At 71.7% G+C, this 18,827-nt stretch carries 14 protein-coding genes; 6 read left to right on the top strand and 8 right to left on the bottom strand.

All coding sequences use genetic code 11. From position 1 onward, the window contains the following. Nucleotides 1-31 precede the first annotated feature (31 nt). From ACFW47_RS30790 to ACFW47_RS30780, 3 genes are read right to left on the bottom strand one after another with little or no spacing between them, the layout of a single operon-like run. The gene (locus ACFW47_RS30790; protein ID WP_386307742.1) at nt 32-2,587 is read right to left on the bottom strand and encodes an FtsX-like permease family protein; all 2,556 of its coding nucleotides are present in this window, start codon (nt 2,585-2,587) and stop codon (nt 32-34) included. A 51-nt stretch (nt 2,588-2,638) separates the two neighbouring features. Further along, nucleotides 2,639-3,406 carry an ABC transporter ATP-binding protein gene (locus tag ACFW47_RS30785; protein ID WP_386282420.1) on the bottom strand — a complete coding sequence of 256 codons (768 nt, stop codon included), beginning with the start codon at nt 3,404-3,406 and terminating at the stop codon, nt 2,639-2,641. Next, the gene (locus ACFW47_RS30780) at nt 3,403-3,918 is read right to left on the bottom strand and encodes a PadR family transcriptional regulator (protein WP_383280405.1); all 516 of its coding nucleotides are present in this window, start codon (nt 3,916-3,918) and stop codon (nt 3,403-3,405) included. Before ACFW47_RS30780 ends, ACFW47_RS30785 begins: the two co-directional genes overlap by 4 nt. Before the next feature lie 159 nt (nt 3,919-4,077). Here ACFW47_RS30780 and ACFW47_RS30775 point away from each other — a divergent pair, with 159 nt between their 5' ends. From ACFW47_RS30775 to ACFW47_RS30755, 5 genes are all read left to right on the top strand, one after another. Then, complete coding sequence (locus ACFW47_RS30775; RefSeq protein ID WP_386282417.1) at nt 4,078-5,343, top strand: ABC transporter substrate-binding protein; 1,266 nt, start codon at nt 4,078-4,080, stop codon at nt 5,341-5,343. 169 nt (nt 5,344-5,512) lie between these two features. Then, nucleotides 5,513-7,138, top strand: coding sequence for a glycoside hydrolase family 13 protein (locus ACFW47_RS30770; RefSeq protein ID WP_386307740.1), 1,626 nt, complete (start codon nt 5,513-5,515; stop codon nt 7,136-7,138). Nucleotides 7,139-7,174: 36 nt separating this feature from the next. Further along, the gene (locus ACFW47_RS30765) at nt 7,175-8,503 is read left to right on the top strand and encodes an ABC transporter substrate-binding protein (RefSeq protein WP_386282412.1); all 1,329 of its coding nucleotides are present in this window, start codon (nt 7,175-7,177) and stop codon (nt 8,501-8,503) included. A 13-nt stretch (nt 8,504-8,516) separates the two neighbouring features. Next, nucleotides 8,517-9,881, top strand: a complete 1,365-nt coding sequence (locus ACFW47_RS30760; RefSeq protein ID WP_386307738.1) for an ABC transporter permease subunit — start codon at nt 8,517-8,519, stop codon at nt 9,879-9,881. Beyond that, nucleotides 9,878-10,717, top strand: coding sequence for a carbohydrate ABC transporter permease (locus ACFW47_RS30755; protein ID WP_386307736.1), 840 nt, complete (start codon nt 9,878-9,880; stop codon nt 10,715-10,717). The genes ACFW47_RS30760 and ACFW47_RS30755 overlap by 4 nt, the downstream gene beginning before the upstream one ends. 57 nt (nt 10,718-10,774) lie before the next feature. Here the strand turns inward: ACFW47_RS30755 and pgl are convergent, their stop codons facing one another. Genes pgl through tkt form a run of 5 tightly spaced genes read right to left on the bottom strand, consistent with a single transcriptional unit; the run spans nt 10,775 to nt 17,382 of the window. Further along, nucleotides 10,775-11,557, bottom strand: a complete 783-nt coding sequence (pgl, locus tag ACFW47_RS30750) for a 6-phosphogluconolactonase (protein WP_386282404.1) — start codon at nt 11,555-11,557, stop codon at nt 10,775-10,777. After that, a complete protein-coding gene (opcA, locus tag ACFW47_RS30745) occupies nt 11,554-12,618 on the bottom strand; it encodes a glucose-6-phosphate dehydrogenase assembly protein OpcA (RefSeq protein ID WP_386307735.1) in 1,065 nt (354 codons plus the stop codon). Before opcA ends, pgl begins: the two co-directional genes overlap by 4 nt. Further along, nucleotides 12,615-14,138 carry a glucose-6-phosphate dehydrogenase gene (gene zwf / locus ACFW47_RS30740; RefSeq protein WP_386282400.1) on the bottom strand — a complete coding sequence of 508 codons (1,524 nt, stop codon included), beginning with the start codon at nt 14,136-14,138 and terminating at the stop codon, nt 12,615-12,617. The genes opcA and zwf overlap by 4 nt, the downstream gene beginning before the upstream one ends. 3 nt (nt 14,139-14,141) lie before the next feature. Next, complete coding sequence (gene tal, locus ACFW47_RS30735) at nt 14,142-15,260, bottom strand: transaldolase (RefSeq protein ID WP_386307733.1); 1,119 nt, start codon at nt 15,258-15,260, stop codon at nt 14,142-14,144. Between the two features lie 34 nt (nt 15,261-15,294). Further along, nucleotides 15,295-17,382 (bottom strand): transketolase, encoded by a 2,088-nt coding sequence (gene tkt / locus ACFW47_RS30730; RefSeq protein ID WP_386307732.1) that lies wholly within the window; start codon nt 17,380-17,382, stop codon nt 15,295-15,297. 373 nt (nt 17,383-17,755) lie between these two features. Between tkt and ACFW47_RS30725 the strand changes: the two genes are divergently transcribed. Beyond that, nucleotides 17,756-18,709 (top strand): heme o synthase, encoded by a 954-nt coding sequence (locus ACFW47_RS30725; RefSeq protein WP_386282928.1) that lies wholly within the window; start codon nt 17,756-17,758, stop codon nt 18,707-18,709. Nucleotides 18,710-18,827: the final 118 nt, after the last annotated feature.

The following is an 18,827-nucleotide window of genomic DNA, read 5'->3' as shown; positions in this document are numbered from 1 at the left end:
GAGCGCGTGAGCGGTGGCCCGGCCGGTCCGGTCAGGCCACCGCGCTGAGCGTGTCCGCGAGCCGGCGCCGGGCCGCACGGGCCGACGGCACCGCGGCCAGCGCCGCCGCACCGAGCACGGCCGCCGTGCCCACCAGCACCAGGAGCACCGGTGAAGGGGCCTGGGCGATCCCCGCGCCGATACCGCTGGAGGCGCCCTGGGCGTCGATCAGCCAATGGGCGAGCGGCAGCCCGAGGACGGCGGCCAGGAGCACGGCCGCCAGGGCGGTGCAGCCGGTGGCCGTGACCGTGATGCCGGTGATCTGGCGCGGGGACAGTCCGATCGCCCTGAGGGCGAGCAGGTCCCGTTCGCTCTCCCGGACGGTGCCGCCGATCGCGGTGAGCAGTTCGATCAGCCCGACGAGCGCGAGTACGGCGATCAGCCCGAGGACCACTGGGCGCAGCGGGGACAGCCCGTCGGCCGGGTTCGCCACGGCGTGCACGTCGAACCGTCCGTGCCCGGCCTCGGCGAGCCGGCCGGCGACCTCGTCCGGGTCGGCGCCGGAGTGCAGACGCAGCTGGTAGAGGGCCGGTTCGAGCCGCGGGTCGTTCTCCCGGAGGGTGTCCAGGGACGTCGAGATGACCCGGCCCGCGTTCTCCGGCTCGATGCTGCGGCCCACGATGTGCAGGATCTGCGGCCGGTCCCCGACGGTCATCCGCACCCAGTCGCCGACCCCGACCTCCAGCAGGTCCAGCAGCCCCTGCCCGGCCACCGCCTCGTCCGGCCCGTTCGCACGGCGGCCCTCGGCCAGCGCGTACGGGTACGGGTCCTCGCGGGTGCCGAGCCCGCGCAGCGCGATCGTCGCGGTCTGCCCCGGCACCAGGGCGGCCACCTCGACACCCGGGTAGGCGGCGGCGACACCGGCGTCGCGCTCCAGCAGGGCCCGGGTGCCGGCCGTGACGGAACCGGCCTCGGCGCGGACCGTGAGCGCGGTCGGCAGGCCGATCTGCTCGGGGCGGTCGTGGAAGCGGTCGATGGTGGTCCACGCGCTCATCGCGACCACGATCAGCAGCAGCGGCAGCGTGAGGCGCGCGACGGTGGCGAACGAGCGCGGGCGGCGGGCGAACGCCTTGTGCCAGCCGAGCACGAGCGCGGGCGGCACCCGCACCTCCAGCTCGCGCGTGCCGGACGCCCGCTCGCCGGCCGCCCCGCGACGACCGGTGCCGGCTCCTCGGCTGCCCGGGTCCCCGGCCTCGGCACGGCCCGGCCCGCCGACGTCTTTGGCCCCCGGGCCGCCGCTGCCCGCCGGGCCGGCGTCCACGTGACCCGGGGCGCCGGGCTCAGCCGGGGTGGGCGGACCGGAGACCGCGACGGTCCGGACGCCGGAATCCCCGGCACCCCGGCCACCTCGCCCCCGTACCCGTACCCGGAACACCCGCAGCCCCAGCACCCGCCGAGCCGCCCCCGACAGCCCGCCGCCCTGCGCCGCCGCCGGGCGCGGCACCGGAACCGGCGGCACCCGGCCCGCCCGCCAGGCCGCGAGGCCGGTGGTGGCGCCGATGAACAGGACCACGCACGCCGGTACCGCCAACAGCGCGACGGTGTGCCCGGGCAGTCCCTGCCACACGCCGAGCGCGTCCCCGAGCCGCCCCGGGACCCGGCTGCCGAGGGCCTGGGCGAGCCCGGCGGCGGCCACGGCGCCGAGCAGCGCGTACGCGAGGTGCTGGAGCAGGAAGACCCGCACCACCTGGCCCGGGGTGAAGCCGATCGCCTTCAGGACCGAGATGTCCCGCAGATGACCGCGGATACGGGTGCCGATCGCCCCGTGCACCGCCAGCCCCGCGGCCAGCAGCGCGCCCAGCCCGAACAGGCCGAGCACCTGGCCGAGCAGGCGGTTGTCGCCCTGCGCCTCCGCACGGGCCTGTTCCCAGGTGGAGACCTGCCCGATCGCACCGGCGCCCAGCACGGTCACCGCCCGCTGCACGGCGTAGTCCGTCTCCTCGGGGTCGGTCAGCCGCAGCCCGATCACCTGACCGCCCGGATCGGGCACCGCGTCCGGCGGTGTCCACACCAGGCCCGGCTGCTCACCCGGCCGGTAGCGGCGTTCGGGGCTGTCGGCGATGCCGAGCACCGTGAGGGTGCGCGGTGTGCCGGGCAGCGTGAGGGTGTCGCCGGGCTGGGCCAGCAGCGCGCGGGCGAGACGGCTCTCCAGAACCACCCCGTCGGGATCGGCCGGGTCGAGCCAGTGCCCGGCGGTGAGCAGCGGCCGTCCCACGTCCGGCTCCTCGGCGGTCCCGCGCAGTTCGACGGAGGCCCGGGTGCCGCGTACGGCGACGGTGGCGGAGGCGGTCGGATAGGGGCCGGCGACGGACTGGACGCCGTCCAGCGCGGCCAGCTTCCCGGTGTCGGCGGCGCGGTCGGTGTGCAGCCAGACGTGTGCGCCGCGGGCCTGCGTGAAGACCCGCTGCCAGGGGTTGGTCGCGTACCCGAACAGGGCCGTGGCCAGCAGCAGCGAGGCGACGATCCCGGCGGTGGCGAGGACGAGGAACAGCGCCTCGCCCCGGTGCGTGCGCAGATCGGAGTGGGCCCAGCGCAGGGTGGCTCGCACGGGCCTCAGCCTTCCGGTGCGCGGTGCGCGCGGTGGTCGTACGCCCGCATGTCAGTCCTTGAGTTCCAGCACGGCGGACGCCCCCGGGCGGCGGCGCGGCGGCGCACCGGCGTCCAGTTCGGCGTCGTCGGCTATCCGTCCGTCGAAGAAGCTGATCACCCGGTCGGCGGCGCTGGCGAGCCGCGCGTCATGGGTGACCAGCAGGATCGTCTGGCCCCGCTGGTGGAAGCGGGACAGCAGCCGCATCACCTCGCGGGTGCCCTTGCTGTCCAGGCTGCCCGCGGGCTCGTCCGCCAGCAGCAGCGGCGGATGGTTCACCAGGGCCCGCGCCAGAGCCACCCGCTGCTGCTCGCCGCCGGACAGCTCACCGGGCATACTGCGCTCCTTGCCCGTCAGGCCCAGCTCGGCCAGCAGCTCCTCCCGCTCGGCGCGCGCCCGCTTCGGCGGCAGCCCGGCGAGCAGGGCGGGCAGCTCGACGTTGTCGGCGACGGACAGGTCGGAGACGAGGTTGAAGAACTGGAAGACGATCCCGATCCGCTTCCTGCGCTCGACCGCCCAGCGTTTCTCGCTGTATCCGTCCGTGCACGCGCCGTCCAGCCAGAGGCGTCCGGCGTCCGGCCGCTGGAGCCCGCCGAGCAGATGCAGCAGCGTCGACTTCCCCGCGCCGGACGGCCCGGTGACCGCCACGAACTCGCCCCGCCGCACGCACAGGTCGACCCCGCGCACGGCGTGCGCCGGGGCGCCCTCCCCGTGATGCGTCTTGACCAGGCCCTCGGCGCGCAGCAAGGGAGCGGGATCGGCACTCGTGCCAGCGCTCACTCCAGCTCCTCCAGCTCTTCCTGGCACCGCTCCAGCCAGTCGAGGTCGGCCTGCAGGTGCAGCATCGCGCCCTCGATGAGGAGGTGGGCGACGCGGTTGTCCCGGTCTTCGGCGGCGGCCAGCCTCGACAGCTGCCGCATGGTGTTCAGGTACTGCCGCCGCTGCTTGTTGATCAGGGCGATCTGGTCGGCGAGCCCGGTCTGCGGAGCCAGGGCGAGCTTCATGAAGAACTCGTCCCGCACCCGCGGCTCGTCCGCCGTCTCCTCGTACCAGGCCCGCAGCTCGTCGCGCCCGGCCTCGGTGAGGTGGTAGACCTTCTTGTTGGGCCGGCTCGACTGCTCGATGTCCTCGCCCTCGATCAGTCCCGTCTTCTCGAGACGGCCGAGGGTGACGTAGATCTGGCCGACGTTCGGCTGAGGGTACGCGGAGCCCAGCAGTTGCTCAAGGTCCTGCTTCAGCTCGTAGCCGTGGGCCGGACCGCGGGCCAGGAGAGCCAGGAGGTGCAGGCGCACTCAGCCGTCCTCCCGCTTCTGTTCGAGTCCCCGGATGTGCTCCAGGCCCTAGTATCGCGCATACCTAACAGGTATACATGGCCTCTGACCCGGGACGAGGACGCCCGGTGCCGGTGCGAGCGGGCGGCCCGGTGTACGAGGGTGTACAGGGAGGAACCTATGCGGTGGATCCACGCCGCCGGTAGGGGCCTCCTCGTCCTCCTCGTCGTCCTGACCGGGTACGTGGCCTCCGGCGCCCGCGCGGACGAGGGTGCCGCGAGCGGTCGCGGCCCGCTCACCCTGGCCACCGCGGGGGACCTCACCGGCTACCTCGGCCCGCTGCTGGAGGGCTGGAACCGCGCCCACCCCGGTGAGCGGGTCACCCTCGTCGAACTGCCCGACTCCGCCGACGAGACCCGCGCGCAGATGGCCACCGACCTGCGCGACGGCGGACGGCACCGCTTCGACGTCCTCAACATCGACGTCAACTGGACCTCCGAGTTCGCCGCCGCCGGCTGGATACGCCCGCTGCCCCGGGACCGCTTCCCGCTCGGCACCTTCCTGCCGCCCGTCGTCGGCACGGCGACCTACGACGGCCGCCTCTACGCCGTCCCGTACGTCACCAACGCCGGCCTGCTCCTGTACCGCAAGGACGTCCTGGCCGCCGAGGGCGTCCCGCCGCCGCGCACCTGGGCGGAGCTGGAACGGTACGCCGAGACCATCGCCCCGGAGCACGGACTGGACGGCTACGCCGGACAGTTCCTGCCCTACGAGGGCCTGACCGTGAACGCCGCCGAGGCCGTCTACTCGGCCGGCGGCGGCATCCTCGGCGACGAGGGCGCACGCGTCACCGTGGACTCGGCGGCGGCCCGCGAGGGCATCGGATTCCTGGCGCGCGGGGTGCGCGAGGGCTGGATACCGAAGGCGGCGCTGACCTACAAGGAGGAGGAGTCCAAGCGGGCCTTCCAGGACGGCCGCCTGCTCTTCCTGCGCAACTGGCCCTACGCCTACGTCAGCGCCTCCGCCCCGGACTCCGAAGTCGCCGGGAAGGTCGGCGCCGTGCCGCTGCCGGGCCCCCACGGCCCCGGCACCAGCGTCCTCGGCGGCTCCAACCTGGCCGTGGGCACCCACGCCCGGCACCCCGACTCAGCCGCGCGCCTCATCGCCTACCTCACCAGCGAGCGCGTCCAGCGCCAGGTCCTCACGCGCGGCGCGCTGCCGCCCGTACGGGCCGACCTGTACGAGGACCCCGCGCTCGTCGAGGCGTTCCCCTACCTGCCGACCCTGCGCCAGAGCGTGCTCGCCGCCGCCCCGCGCCCCAAGAGCCCGCGCTACGACCAGGTCAGCCTGGCCGTGCAGGCGGTCGTGCACGACGCGATGACCGGGCGGCAGACGCCCGAGGCGGCGGTGCGACGACTGGCGCGCGAGCTGGCCGCGATCTCCTAGTTACGCGTTAGGTAATGCCAGCGTCTCATCTGTGTCCGCTCTGGGGTGAAAAGTAGGCATATGCAGCCCCAACTGTCCGGTGGTCTCTGTTCCGTTCATTGACACCCTCGCGTCATCGCTACCTAACATGCATGCATAACAGCGGCCCTCTCTACAGACAGGTTCCGGGGTGAACAGGCACCACTGGTGGCGTGACGCGGTGATCTACCAGGTCTACGTCCGCAGCTTCCTCGACAGCACCGGCGACGGCGTCGGCGATCTCGCCGGTGTCCGGGCCGGACTGCCGTACCTGCGCAAACTCGGCGTGGACGGGATCTGGCTGAGCCCCTTCTACCCCTCGCCCCAGCACGACCACGGCTACGACGTCGCCGACTACCGGGGTGTCGACCCGCTCTTCGGCGACCTCGACGAGTTCGACGCGCTGGTCGCCGCGGCCCGGCGTCTCGGCATCCGGGTCCTGCTCGACATCGTCCCCAACCACTGCTCCAGCGAGCACCCGTGGTTCCGCGAGGCACTGGCCTCCCCGCCCGGCAGCCCGGCCCGCGCCCGCTTCCACTTCGCCGACGGCCGCGGACCGGACGGCGACGAGCCGCCGAACAACTGGCACGCCATGTTCGGCGGTCCGGCCTGGACCCGCGTGACGGAGCCCGACGGCCGCCCCGGCCAGTGGTACCTGCACATGTTCACGCCCGAGCAGCCGGACTGGAACTGGCGCACCCCCGAGGTCGCGGCCGAGTTCGACCGGATACTCCGCTTCTGGCTGGACCGGGGCGTCGACGGCTTCCGCATCGACGTCGCCGCCGGCCTCTACAAGCACCCCGAACTGCCCGACTCCCCGGACCCGGAGGCCGACGCCCGCACCCGCGACTCGGTCAACCCGCTCGCCTGGAACCGGCCCGAGGTGCACGACGTGTGGCGGCACTGGCGCGCGGTCTGTGAGGAGTACACCGCCCGGGACGGCCGCGAACGCCTCCTCGTCGGCGAGGTGTCGGTGCCCAGCGCCCGCGAACACGCCCGCTACGTCCGCCCCGACGAACTCCACCAGGCCTTCTTCTTCGACCTCCTCGGCGCCCCCTGGGACCCCGACGCCTTCCGCAAGGTCATCTCCGAGGCCATGCAGGACATCGCCGGCACCGGCTCCACGGTCACCTGGGTCCTCAACAACCACGACCAGGTCCGCACCGTCACCCGCTACGGCGAACCCGCCACCGACGGCAGCGGCCTCGGCACCGCCCGCGCCCGCGCCGCCGCGCTGCTGATGCTGGCGCTGCCCGGAGCGGCGTACATCTACCAGGGCGAGGAACTGGGCCTGCCCGAGGTCGTCGACCTGCCCGACGACGTGCTCACCGACCCGATCTTCCACCGCACCGGCAGCCGCGCCCGCGTCCGCGACGGCTGCCGGGTGCCGCTGCCCTGGTCGGGACAGGCCTCCCCGTTCGGCTTCACCTCCGGCGACGGGAGTGCCAAGCCCTGGCTGCCGCAGCCCGAGTACTTCGCCGAGTACGCCACCGACCGCGCCCTCGCCGACACCCGCTCCTTCTGGCACCTCTACCGCGACGGCCTGCAACTCCGCTCCGAACTGCCCCAGCTGGGCGAGGGCACCCTGCGCTGGCTGGACACCCCGCCCGGCGTGCTGGCCTTCGTCCGCGGCGACGGCCTGGTCTGCGCCGTCAACTTCGGCACCGCCCCCACGCCGGCCCCCGTCCCCGGCGCCCCGCTGCTCGCCAGCGACGGGCCCTGCCCGCCCGGCGTCCTGCCCGGCTCCACCGCCGCCTGGTGGATCGCCGACCTCTAACCTCGCTCCACCCGACCCTTCGAAGGGACATCAACGATGATGCGACGACGCTCCTCCCTGCTCACCGGCTGCACCGCCCTCGTCCTCGCCCTCGGCGCCACCGCCTGCGGCGGCTCGGGACCCGTCACGGCCGGCGGCGGCGACAAGGCGCTCAGCGGACAGTCGGTCACCGTGGCCGGCGTCTGGTCCGGCACCGAGCAGGAGAACTTCCAGAAGGTGCTGGACGCCTTCACCGAGAAGACCGGCGCCAAGACCTCCTTCGTCTCCACCGGCGACAACGTCTCCACCGTCGTCGGCAGCAAGATCGAGGGCGGCAACGCCCCCGATGTCGTGATGGTCCCGCAGGTCGGCGTGCTGGGGCAGTTCGCCGGCAACGGCTGGCTGAAGCCGCTGTCCAAGACGGCCCAGAAGTCCGTCGACTCGAACTTCGCGGACGTCTGGAAGACGTACGGGACCGTCGACAACACCCTCTACGGCCTCTACTTCAAGGCCGCTCACAAGTCGACCGTCTGGTACAGCCCCGACGCCCTCGCCCAGGCCGGGGTCGAGCCGCCGAAGACGTACGACGAGATGCTGGAGGCCGGGCGGACCGTCTCCGACTCCGGGCTCGCCGCCTTCTCGGTCGCCGGGCAGGACGGCTGGACGCTGACCGACTGGTTCGAGAACATCTACCTCTCCCAGGCCGGACCCGAGAAGTACGACGCCCTCGCCGCCCACGAGCTGAAGTGGACCGACGCGAGCGTGGTCGAGGCGCTCACCACCCTCGGCAAGCTCTTCAAGGACAAGCAGCTCGTCGAGGGCGGCCGGCAGGGCGCCCTGAACACCGACTTCCCGGGCTCCGTGGAGAAGGTCTTCGGTCCGAAGCCCGAGGCCGGCATGGTCTACGAGGGCGACTTCGTCGCCGGGGTCGCCAAGGACCAGTTCGGCAAGGAGATCGGCAAGGACGCGAACTTCTTCCCGTTCCCCGCGGTCGACGGCGGCGAGGCACCGGTGGTCAGCGGCGGTGACGCGGCCGTCGTCCTGAAGGACGGCAAGAACTCCGAGGCCGGCATGGCGCTCCTGGAGTACCTCGCGACGCCGGAGGCCGCGGCCGTGTGGGCCGAGGCGGGCGGCTTCCTCTCCCCGAACAAGAACCTCGACCTCGCCTCCTACGGCGACGACGTCACCCGGGCCACCGCCGAGTCCCTCGTCGGCGCCGGCGACTCGGTCCGCTTCGACATGTCCGACCAGGCACCCGCGGCCTTCGGCGGCACCAAGGGCGCGGGCGAGTGGAAGATCCTCCAGGACTTCCTGCGCGACCCCTCCGACCCGAAGGCGACCGCCGCCGAGCTGGAGGCCGCGGCGGCCAAGGCCTACAAGGGCTGAGGGCTGACCGGTCATGACCTCCACCCTGGTGAAAGAGGCGAGCCCGCCCGCCGCTGCCGACCCGGCGCCCCTGCGGCGCCCCCGGCGGCGCCGGGCGGCCGTCGCCCTGCTCTTCGTGCTGCCCGCGCTGCTCCTGCTGGGCGCCCTCGTCGTCTACCCCGTGCTGTTCTCCGCCGGCCGGAGCTTCTTCGACGCGTCCGGGACGCGCTTCGTGGGCGGCGACAACTACACCGAGATGTTCCGCGACCCGGCCACCCTCAAGGCCATCCGCAACACGGCGATCTGGGTAGTCGTCGCGCCGACGCTGCTGACCGGCCTCGGGCTGATCCTCGCCGTCCTGGTGGAGAAGGTCCGCTGGGCCACCGCGTTCAAGCTGCTGCTCTTCATGCCGATGGCGGTCTCCTTCCTCGCCGCCGGCATCATCTTCCGGCTCGCCTACGACCACGACCCGGACAAGGGCGTCCTCAACGCCGCCGTGACCGGCGTGCACGACGCCTTCGCCGGCACGTCGAGCTACCCGGGCGCCCGGGCACGGGAGGGCCAGGAGGGCGGCCTGGTCAAGGGTGCCGACGGCTCGTACCGGACCGGTGCGGGCGTGTCACCCGGTGACACGGTGGCGCTCGGCCTGGTCGGCGTGGGCCCCGACGATCTGCCGTCCGGTGCGGAGAACGCGTACCGGGCGGCGGGACGGGACGCCGCCGCCGACGAGGTGCGCGGGGTCGTCTACCTGGACTTCACACCCGGCGGGGGAGGGGAGCAGGGCCGGGTGGACCGGCGGGAGAGCGGGCTGCCCGAGATGACGGTCGAGGCGGTGCGCGACGGCCGTACGGTCGCGACCACGACCACCGGGGACGACGGCTCCTTCCGCTTCGAGGGGCTGGACGAGGGCTCCTACACCGTGAAGCTCCCCGCGTCGAACTTCGCCCCGCCCTACGAGGGCGTCTCCTGGCTCGGCCCCGCCCTCGTCACTCCCGCGATCATCGGGGCGTACCTGTGGATCTGGACCGGGTTCGCGATGGTGCTGATCGGCGCCGGGCTGTCCTCGCTGCCGCGGGACGCGCTGGAGGCGGCGCGGATGGACGGTGCCAACGAGTGGCAGATCTTCCGGCGGATCACCGTGCCGCTGCTGGCCCCGGTGCTCACGGTCGTCTTCATCACCCTCGTGATCAACGTGATGAAGGTCTTTGACCTCGTCTACATCATCGCGCCCGGCCCCGTGCAGGAGGACGCGACGGTACTCGCGACGCAGATGTGGCTGGTGTCGTTCGGCGGCGGCAACAACCAGGGGCTCGGCAGCGCGCTCGGCGTACTGCTCCTGCTGCTCGTCGTCCCGGCCATGGTCTTCAACGTCCGCCGCTTCAAGAGGAGTCAGCGATGAACGCCGTCCGGCGGTATCTGGGCAACGGGATCGTCCAGGCCTTCCTCGTGCTCATCGGGCTGGTGTGGATGACGCCGCTGGCCGGGCTGTTCCTGTCCTCGCTGCGGTCGTCCGAGGACACGGCGAAGGGCGGCTGGTGGACGGCCCTGGCCAGCCCCGGGCAGCTCTCCCTCGACAACTACTCGGCGCTGCTCGGCAACTCGGGCATCACCCAGGCCTTCTGGAACACGGTGCTGATCTCCGTGCCGACGACCCTGCTCGTCGTGGTCGTCGGAGCGCTCGCCGGGTACGCCTTCGCCTGGCTGGACTTCCCGGGGCGCGAGGCGGTCTTCCTGGTCGTCGTCGCGCTGCTGGTGGTGCCCGTGCAGATCGGGCTGCTGCCGGTCGCCAAGCTCTTCGGGCAGCTCGGGCTCTTCGGGACGATCCCGGGTGTGGTGCTGTTCCACGTGGCGTACGGGCTGCCGTTCGCCGTGTTCCTGCTGCGGAACTACTTCGCCGAGATGCCCAAGGAGATGCTGGAGGCCGCGCGGATGGACGGCGGCAACGAGTGGCGGGTCTTCACGCGGCTGGTGCTGCCGGTGGGGAAGCCGGCCATCGCCAGCCTCGCCATCTTCCAATTCCTGTGGGTGTGGAACGACATGCTGGTCGCGCTGCTGTTCGCGGACAGCTCGTCGCAGCCGCTGACGGTGGAGCTCCAGTCGCAGATCCGGCAGTTCGGCAGCAACATCGACGTGCTGGCGCCGGGGGCGTTCCTGTCGCTGGTGGTGCCGGTGGTGGTGTTCTTCGCGTTCCAGCGGCACTTTGTGCAGGGGGTCATGGCGGGGTCCGTGAAGTGACGGAGGGCGGGCGGCGGGGAGGGTTCTCGCCCCCGCCGCCCCTTCCGACGGGCTGGATCAGGCCGACGCCGGTGGGTAGAGGGACCTCGGCAGCCGCGAAGCCGCCGCCGTGTCCAGGAGCCACAGCGTGCGGGACCGCCCCCGCGCCCCCGCCGCCGGGGCCTGGATCTCGCCCGCTCCCGACAGGGCCATCGCCACCGCGTTCGCCTTGTCCTCGCCCGCCGCCAGCAGCCACACCTCGCGGGCGGTGCGGATGGCGGGAAGGGTGAGGGAGACGCGGGTGGGCGGGGGCTTGGGGGAGCCGTGGACGCCGATGACCGTGCGGTCGGTCTCCCGGACGCCCGGGTGCTCCGGGAACAGGGACGCCACGTGCGTGTCCGGGCCGACGCCCAGGAGGAGGACGTCGAAGGATGGGACCGACGCGTGGTTCTCGGGGACCGAGGCCTCGGCCAGTTCCCGCGCGTACGCGGCGGCCGCCGCCTCCGCGTCCGAGCCGTGCGGACCGTCGGACGCCGGCATCGCGTGCACCCGCTCCGGGTCCAGCGGCACCGAGTCCAGCAGGGCCTCCCGCGCCTGGGTGACATTGCGCTCCGGGTCGCCCTCCGGCAGGAAGCGCTCGTCGCCCCACCACAGGTCCAGGCGGGACCAGTCGACGGCGTCCCGGGCCGGGGAGCCCGCGATCGCGGTCAGCAGACCGTTGCCGTTGCGTCCGCCGGTGAGGACCACGGACGCAGAGCCCCGGGAAGCCTGCGCGTCCACGATCCTCGTGATCAGCCGCGCCGCCGCGGCCTCGGCCATCAGCTCCTTGTCGCGGTGCACGACCAGCTGGGGAGTGCTCACTTCGCCGCCGCCTTCTTCACCGGTGCCTTCTCCCGCGCCGCCTTCTTCGCGGGAGCCTTCGCGGCCGTCTCGACGGGAGCGGGGACGGCCACCGCCTCCTCACCGTCGCCGCTCTTACCGTCGGCCGGGCCGCCCGGCGCGTTCAGCCGGTTCACCCCGTACCGCAGCGCCGACGCGTACGTGTCGTCCGGGTCGAGGCGCCGCAGTTCCTCCGCGATCAGCTCGGCCGTCTCACGCCGCTTGAGCGCCACCGCCCGCGACGGCTGGCCCTTGACGGACAGCGTCGCCAGCGAACCGTCGGCCCGGTCCAGGACGACCGGACCGCAGTCGGTGTCCATGCGGACCGCGGTCAGGCCGGGGCCGTCGGACGCGGTGCGCTGCACCGGCACGTCCAGCCGGTCCGCCAGCCACATCGCCAGCAGCTCGCAGCTCGGGTTGTACTCCTCGCCCTCCACCTCGACCGACTGCACCTCGCAGTCGACCTGGTCCAGGGCCGCCGCCAGCATCGAGCGCCACGGCGTGATGCGGGTCCAGGACAGGTCGGTGTCGCCCGGGGCGTAGGCGTCGGCGCGGGCCGTCAGTTCCCGGATCGGCTCCTCGCAGGCGTAGGTGTCGGTGACCCGGCGCTGGGCCAGGGCGCCCAGCGGGTCCCCGGCCGGGTCCAGCGGCGCGTTCACCGGCCACCACACCACGACCGGCGCGTCCGGCAGCAGCAGCGGCAGGACGACCGACTGGGCGTGGTCGACCACGTCGCCGTACAGCCGCAGCACGATCGTCTCGCCGGTGCCCGCGTCGGCGCCGAGGCGGACCTCGGCGTCCAGGCGGGACTTCGTGCGGTCCCGGGGGGAGCGGGAGACGCGCTTGATGACGACCAGCGTGCGCGAGGGGTGCTCGTGCGCCGCGTCGCTCGCGGCCTTCAGCGCGTCGTAGGCGTTCTCCTCGTCGGTGACGATGACCAGCGTGAGCACCATGCCGATGGCCGGCGTGCCGATCGCCCGGCGACCCAGCACCAGCGCCTTGTTGATCTTGCTGGCCGTGGTGTCCGTGAGGTCTGTCTTCATGGCCGGCGCCAGCTCCGTCCGTCTCGCTCGAGCATTTCGTCCGCCTCGACGGGGCCCCAGGTGCCGGCCGGGTACCGGGCCGGGACGCAGTGCTCGTCCCAGTACTCCTCGATCGGGTCGAGGATCTTCCAGGACAGCTCGACCTCCTCCGTGCGCGGGAAGAGGTTCGCGTCGCCCAGGAGGACGTCCAGGATGAGGCGCTCGTACGCCTCCGGGCTGGACTCCGTGAAGGACTCGCCGTACGCGAAGTCCATCGACACGTCCCGGATCTCCATCGACGTGCCCGGCACCTTGGAGCCGAAGCGGACGGTGACGCCCTCGTCGGGCTGGACGCGGATGACGATCGCGTTCGAGCCCAGCTCCTCGGTGGCCGTCGTGTCGAAGGGGGAGTGCGGGGCCCGCTGGAAGACGACCGCGATCTCGGTGACGCGGCGGCCCAGGCGCTTGCCGGTGCGCAGGTAGAAGGGGACGCCCGCCCAGCGGCGGTTGTCGATGCCGACCTTGATCGCGGCGTAGGTGTCGGTCTTCGACTTCGCGTCGATGCCGTCCTCTTCGAGGTAGCCGATGACCTTCGCGCCGCCCTGCCACCCCGCCGCGTACTGGGCGTGCACGGTGTCGCGGCCCAGGTCCTTGGGGAGGCGGACCGCGCCGAGCACCTTGGTCTTCTCGGCGGCCAGCGCGTCCGCGTCGAAGGAGGCGGGCTCTTCCATCGCGGTGAGCGCGAGGAGCTGGAGGAGGTGGTTCTGGATGACGTCGCGGGCGGCGCCGATGCCGTCGTAGTAGCCGGCCCGGCCGCCGATGCCGATGTCCTCGGCCATGGTGATCTGCACGTGGTCCACGTAGGACCGGTTCCAGATCGGCTCGAACATCGTGTTGGCGAAGCGCAGCGCCAGGATGTTCTGGACGGTCTCCTTGCCCAGGTAGTGGTCGATGCGGAAGACCTGGTCCGGAGCGAAGACCTCGTGGACGATCGCGTTGAGCTCCTCGGCCGACTTCAGGTCGTGGCCGAAGGGCTTCTCGATCACCGCACGGCGCCAGGAGCCGTTCGTCTGGTCGGCCAGCTGGTGCTTCTTCAGCTGCTGGATGACGACCGGGAAGGACTTCGGCGGTACCGACAGGTAGAAGGCGAAGTTGCCGCCCGTACCCTGCGCCTTGTCCAGGTCGTCGATGGTGGCGCGCAGCCGCTCGAAGGCGTCGTCGTCGTCGAAGGTGCCCTGGACGAAGCGCATCCCCTGGATGAGCTGCTGCCAGACCTCCTCACGGAACGGTGTGCGGGAGTGCTCCTTGACGGCGTCGTGCACGACCTGGGCGAAGTCCTCGTGCTCCCAGTCGCGGCGCGCGAACCCGACGAGCGAGAAGCCCGGCGGCAGCAGACCCCGGTTGGCGAGGTCGTACACGGCGGGCATGAGCTTCTTGCGGGAGAGGTCACCGGTGACGCCGAAAATGACCAGACCCGACGGCCCCGCGATGCGCGGGAGCCGTCGGTCTGCGGGGTCACGCAGCGGGTTGCTGCTTGACAATTTCTAGCCCTCCGAGGGAGCGAGGCGCTTGAGCTCTGCCTCCGTCGACTTGAGCAGGTCGTTCCAGGAGTCCTCGAACTTGTCGACACCCTCCTTCTCGAGGAGCTGGACCACCTCGTCGTAGGAGATCCCCAGCTTCTCGACCGCGTCGAGGTCCGCGCGGGCCTGCTCGTAGGTGCCGGCGACGGTGTCGCCGGTGATCTCGCCGTGGTCCTCGGTGGCGAACAGCGTCGCCTCCGGCATCGTGTTCACCGTGTTGGGCGCCACCAGGTCGGTGACGTACATGGTGTCGCTGTACGCCTTGTCCTTGACGCCGGTCGACGCCCACAGCGGGCGCTGCTTGTTGGCACCGGCCTTCTCCAGGGCGGCCCAGCGGTCGGAGGAGAAGACCTCCTCGTACGCCTGGTAGGCGAGGCGGGCGTTGGCGACGGCGGCCTTGCCGCGCAGTGCCTTGGCCTCGTCGGTGCCGAGGGCGTCGATCCGCTTGTCGATCTCGGTGTCCACGCGGGACACGAAGAAGGACGCCACCGAGTGGATCTCTGACAGGTCCAGGCCGCGCTCCTTGGCCTTCTCCAGACCGGTCAGGAAGGCGTCCATGACCTTGCGGTAGCGCTCCAGCGAGAAGATCAGCGTGACGTTGACGCTGATGCCCAGGCCGATGGTCTCGGCGATCGCCGGGAGGCCCGCCTCGGTGGCCGGGATCTTGATGAAGGTGTTGGGCCGGTCCACCAGCCAGGCCAGCTGCTTGGCCTCGGCGACCGTCGCGTGCGTGTTGTGCGCCAGGCGCGGGTCGACCTCGATGGAGACCCGGCCGTCCTTGCCGCCGGTGTTGTCGTACACCGGGCGCAGGATGTCGGCGGCGTCGCGGACGTCCGCCGTGGTGATCATCCGGATGGCCTCTTCGACCGACACCCGGCGGACGGCGAGGTCCGAGAGCTGCTGGTCGTAGCCGTCGCCCTGCGAGATCGCCTTCTGGAAGATCGACGGGTTGGTGGTGACGCCCACGACGTGCTGCTGGTCGATCAGCTCGGCGAGGTTGCCGGACGTGATCCGCTTGCGCGACAGGTCGTCCAGCCAGATCGCGACGCCTTCATCGGAGAGGCGCTTGAGTGCGTCTGTCATGGAAAATGCATCTCCTACGTGTCGTGTGTGAGCGTCAGCGCTGGGCCGCGGCGATCGATTCCCGCGCCTGGGCGGCCACGTTCTCGGCAGTGAAGCCGAACTCCTGGAAGAGCACCTTGCCGTCGGCCGAAGCACCGAAGTGCTCCAGGGAAACGATGCGGCCGGCGTCCCCCACGTACTTGTGCCAGGTCAGTCCGATCCCGGCCTCCACCGCGACCCGGGCCTTCACGGACGGGGGCAGGACGCTGTCCCGGTACCCCTGGTCCTGCTGCTCGAACCACTCGACGGACGGCATCGACACGACACGCGTGGGCACACCGTCGGCCTGGAGCGCCTCGCGCGCCTCGACGGCCACGTGCACCTCGGAGCCGGTGGCGATCAGCACGACCTGCGGCTCGCCGCCCTCGGCCTCGAACAGGACGTAGCCGCCCTTGGCCGCGTCCTCGTTGGGCTCGTACGTCGGCACGCCCTGGCGGGTCAGCGCCAGACCGTGCGGCTGGCCCTTGCCGAACTCCTTCGTCCAGCGGCGCAGGATCTCGCGCCAGGCGATCGCCGTCTCGTTGGCGTCGGCCGGGCGGACCACGTTCAGGCCCGGGATGGCGCGCAGCGAGGCCAGGTGCTCGACCGGCTGGTGGGTCGGGCCGTCCTCGCCGAGGCCGATGGAGTCGTGCGTCCACACGTACGTCACCGGCAGGTGCATCAGCGCCGACAGACGGACGGCGTTGCGCATGTAGTCGGAGAAGACCAGGAACGTTCCGCCGTAGATGCGGGTGTTCCCGTGCAGGGCGATGCCGTTCATCTCCGCGGCCATCGCGTGCTCGCGGATGCCGAAGTGGATGGTGCGGCCGTACGGGTCGGCCTCCGGCAGCGGGTTGCCCGCGGGGAGGAAGGACGACGTCTTGTCGATCGTCGTGTTGTTCGAGCCCGCGAGGTCGGCCGAGCCGCCCCACAGCTCGGGGATGACCGCGCCGAGGGCCTGGAGGACCTTGCCGGACGCGGCACGCGTGGCGACGCCCTTGCCCGCCTCGAAGACCGGGATCCTCTCCTCCCAGCCCTTGGGCAGCTCGCCCTTGGCCACGCGCTCGTACTCGGCGGCGCGCTCCGGGTTGTTGTCCCGCCACTGCTGGAAGGACTTCTCCCACACCGCGCGGGCCGCCTGGCCCTTCTCCAGCGCCTTGCGGGTGTGCTCGATGACCTCGTCGGAGACCTCGAAGGTCTTCTCCGGGTCGAAGCCCATGACCCGCTTGGTCGCGGCGACCTCGTCGTCGCCGAGCGCCGAGCCGTGGGCGGCCTCGGTGTTCTGCGCGTTCGGGGCGGGCCAGGCGATGATCGAGCGCATCGCGATGAAGGAGGGGCGGTCGGTGACCTTCTTCGCCTCCTGGACCGCGTCGTAGATCGCGTTCGGGTCCAGGTCGCCGTCCGGCTTGGGGGCGACGCGCTGCACGTGCCAGCCGTACGCCTCGTACCGCTTGCAGGTGTCCTCGGAGACGGCGGTCTCGGTGTCGCCCTCGATCGAGATGTGGTTGTCGTCCCACAGCAGGACCAGGTTGCCCAGCCTCTGGTGACCGGCCATGGAGGACGCCTCGGCGGAGATGCCCTCCTGGAGGCAGCCGTCACCGGCGATGCAGTAGACGAAGTGGTCGAACGGCGACTCGCCCTCGGGAGCCTCCGGGTCGAACAGGCCGCGCTCGTAGCGGGCGGCCATCGCCATGCCCACCGCGTTGGCGACACCCTGGCCCAGGGGGCCGGTCGTGGTCTCGACGCCGGTGGTGTGCCCGTACTCCGGGTGACCGGGGGTCTTCGAGCCCCACGTCCTGAAGGACTTCAGGTCGTCCAGCTCCAGGCCGAAGCCGGCCAGGTACAACTGGGTGTAGAGGGTCAGGGACGAGTGGCCGGCGGACAGCACGAAACGGTCGCGCCCGACCCAGTCCGCGTCGGCGGGGTCGTGCCGCATCACCTTCTGGAAGAGGGTGTAGGCGGCGGGCGCCAGGCTCATCGCCGTACCCGGATGGCCGTTGCCAACCTTCTGTACGGCATCGGCGGCCAGGACGCGGGCGGTGTCCACGGCCCGCTGGTCCAGTTCGGTCCACTCGAGGTCTGTGGTGGTCGGCTTGGTGCTCACCCTGAGTCAGGGCTCCTCTCCACATGTCGGATGCCGGTGCACGTGGCGCCCACCGGCTGCCGGCGCGTCCTGAGTCGGCCGGCCGTTGCTGAGCCTACCCCCGTAAGTACGTGCGTTTTTCCGCTGGAAACCAGACTGCCGGGACTCTTCTGGATCCGCCTGTCGACTGGGTGAAACCGCATTCGGCAAGTGAATACGGAGGCGCTCATCTGACCGCTCAATCGACTGGTCCGGCGCACGTCGGAGCGCCCTTCTCAACACGACCCCACCCCCGCGAAGGCCGAGGTATGGGCAACGTCTAAAGTGGCGTGGTACGCGCGAGCCTTTACCGCCACTTCACACGGGGAGGCTTGCTGGGATGTCTCTGTCAGGGGTGTGCGTGACGGCCGTTGAATCCCGTCCTGCGGGGGTAATCGGGACGAGCCAGGGCCCGAGTCACCGGCCGTTCGGGGCCCGTGTCAAGGCGTTCGTGGCGTTGACCAAGCCGCGGATCATCGAACTTCTGCTCATCACCACCGTTCCGGTGATGTTCCTCGCCGAGCAGGGTGTTCCGGATCTGAAGCTGGTGCTGCTGACCTGCGTCGGCGGCTATCTGTCCGCAGGCGGCGCCAACGCGCTGAACATGTACATCGACCGCGACATCGACGCGCTGATGGACCGCACCTCACAGCGGCCGCTGGTGACCGGCATGGTCAGCCCGCGCGAGTGCCTCACCTTCGGCATCACCCTGGCGATCGTCTCGACGCTGCTGTTCGGCCTCACTGTGAACTGGCTGTCGGCCTGGCTGTCGCTCGGCGCGCTCCTCTTCTACGTCGTCGTCTACACGATGATCCTCAAGCGCCGCACCTCGCAGAACATCGTCTGGGGCGGCATCGCGGGCTGCCTGCCGGTGCTCATCGGCTGGTCCTCCGTGACGAACTCGATGTCCTGGGCGCCGATCATCCTCTTCGGGGTCATGTTCTTCTGGACGCCGCCGCACTACTGGCCGCTGTCCATGAAGGTCAAGGAGGACTACGCGCGCGTCGGCGTGCCGATGCTCCCGGTCATCGCCTCCAACAAGGTCGTCGCCCGGCAGATCGTCATCTACAGCTGGGTGATGGTCGCCGTGTCGCTGCTGCTGCAGCCGCTGGGCTACACCGGCTGGTTCTACACGGCGGTCGCCCTGCTGGCCGGCGGCATGTGGCTGTGGGAGGCGCACGGTCTGCAGAACCGCGCCAAGGCCGAGGTCACGGGCGGCAAGCTCAAGGAGATGCGGCTCTTCCACTGGTCGATCACCTACGTGTCGGTGCTCTTCCTGGCGATCGCGGTGGACCCCTTCCTGCGCTGAGGTCCCTTCGGACGGGCGGGGGGGGGGGGGGGGGGGGGGCCGCCCCCCCCCCCCCCCGGGGGGGACAAGCAAGAGGGTTGCAAGGGGAGGGTTGGGGAGACCCCTAGACGGACGCAGC

It is taken from the genome of Streptomyces sp. NPDC058796, from assembly GCF_042745235.1.
Taxonomy (GTDB): Bacteria; Actinomycetota; Actinomycetes; order Streptomycetales; family Streptomycetaceae; genus Streptomyces.
This window is presented reverse-complemented; position numbering and strand designations above follow the sequence as displayed.

Bases quoted from the DNA above. Each gene is read 5' to 3' on its own strand.
- ACFW47_RS30765 (WP_386282412.1), top strand. From the start codon at position 7,175: ATGATGCGACGACGCTCCTCCCTGCTCACCGGCTGCACCGCCCTCGTC.
- ACFW47_RS30755 (WP_386307736.1), top strand. From the start codon at position 9,878: ATGAACGCCGTCCGGCGGTATCTGGGCAACGGGATCGTCCAGGCCTTC.
- tal (WP_386307733.1), bottom strand. From the start codon at position 15,260: ATGACAGACGCACTCAAGCGCCTCTCCGATGAAGGCGTCGCGATCTGG.
- opcA (WP_386307735.1), bottom strand. From the start codon at position 12,618: ATGAAGACAGACCTCACGGACACCACGGCCAGCAAGATCAACAAGGCG.
- ACFW47_RS30760 (WP_386307738.1), top strand. From the start codon at position 8,517: ATGACCTCCACCCTGGTGAAAGAGGCGAGCCCGCCCGCCGCTGCCGAC.
- ACFW47_RS30775 (WP_386282417.1), top strand. From the start codon at position 4,078: ATGCGGTGGATCCACGCCGCCGGTAGGGGCCTCCTCGTCCTCCTCGTC.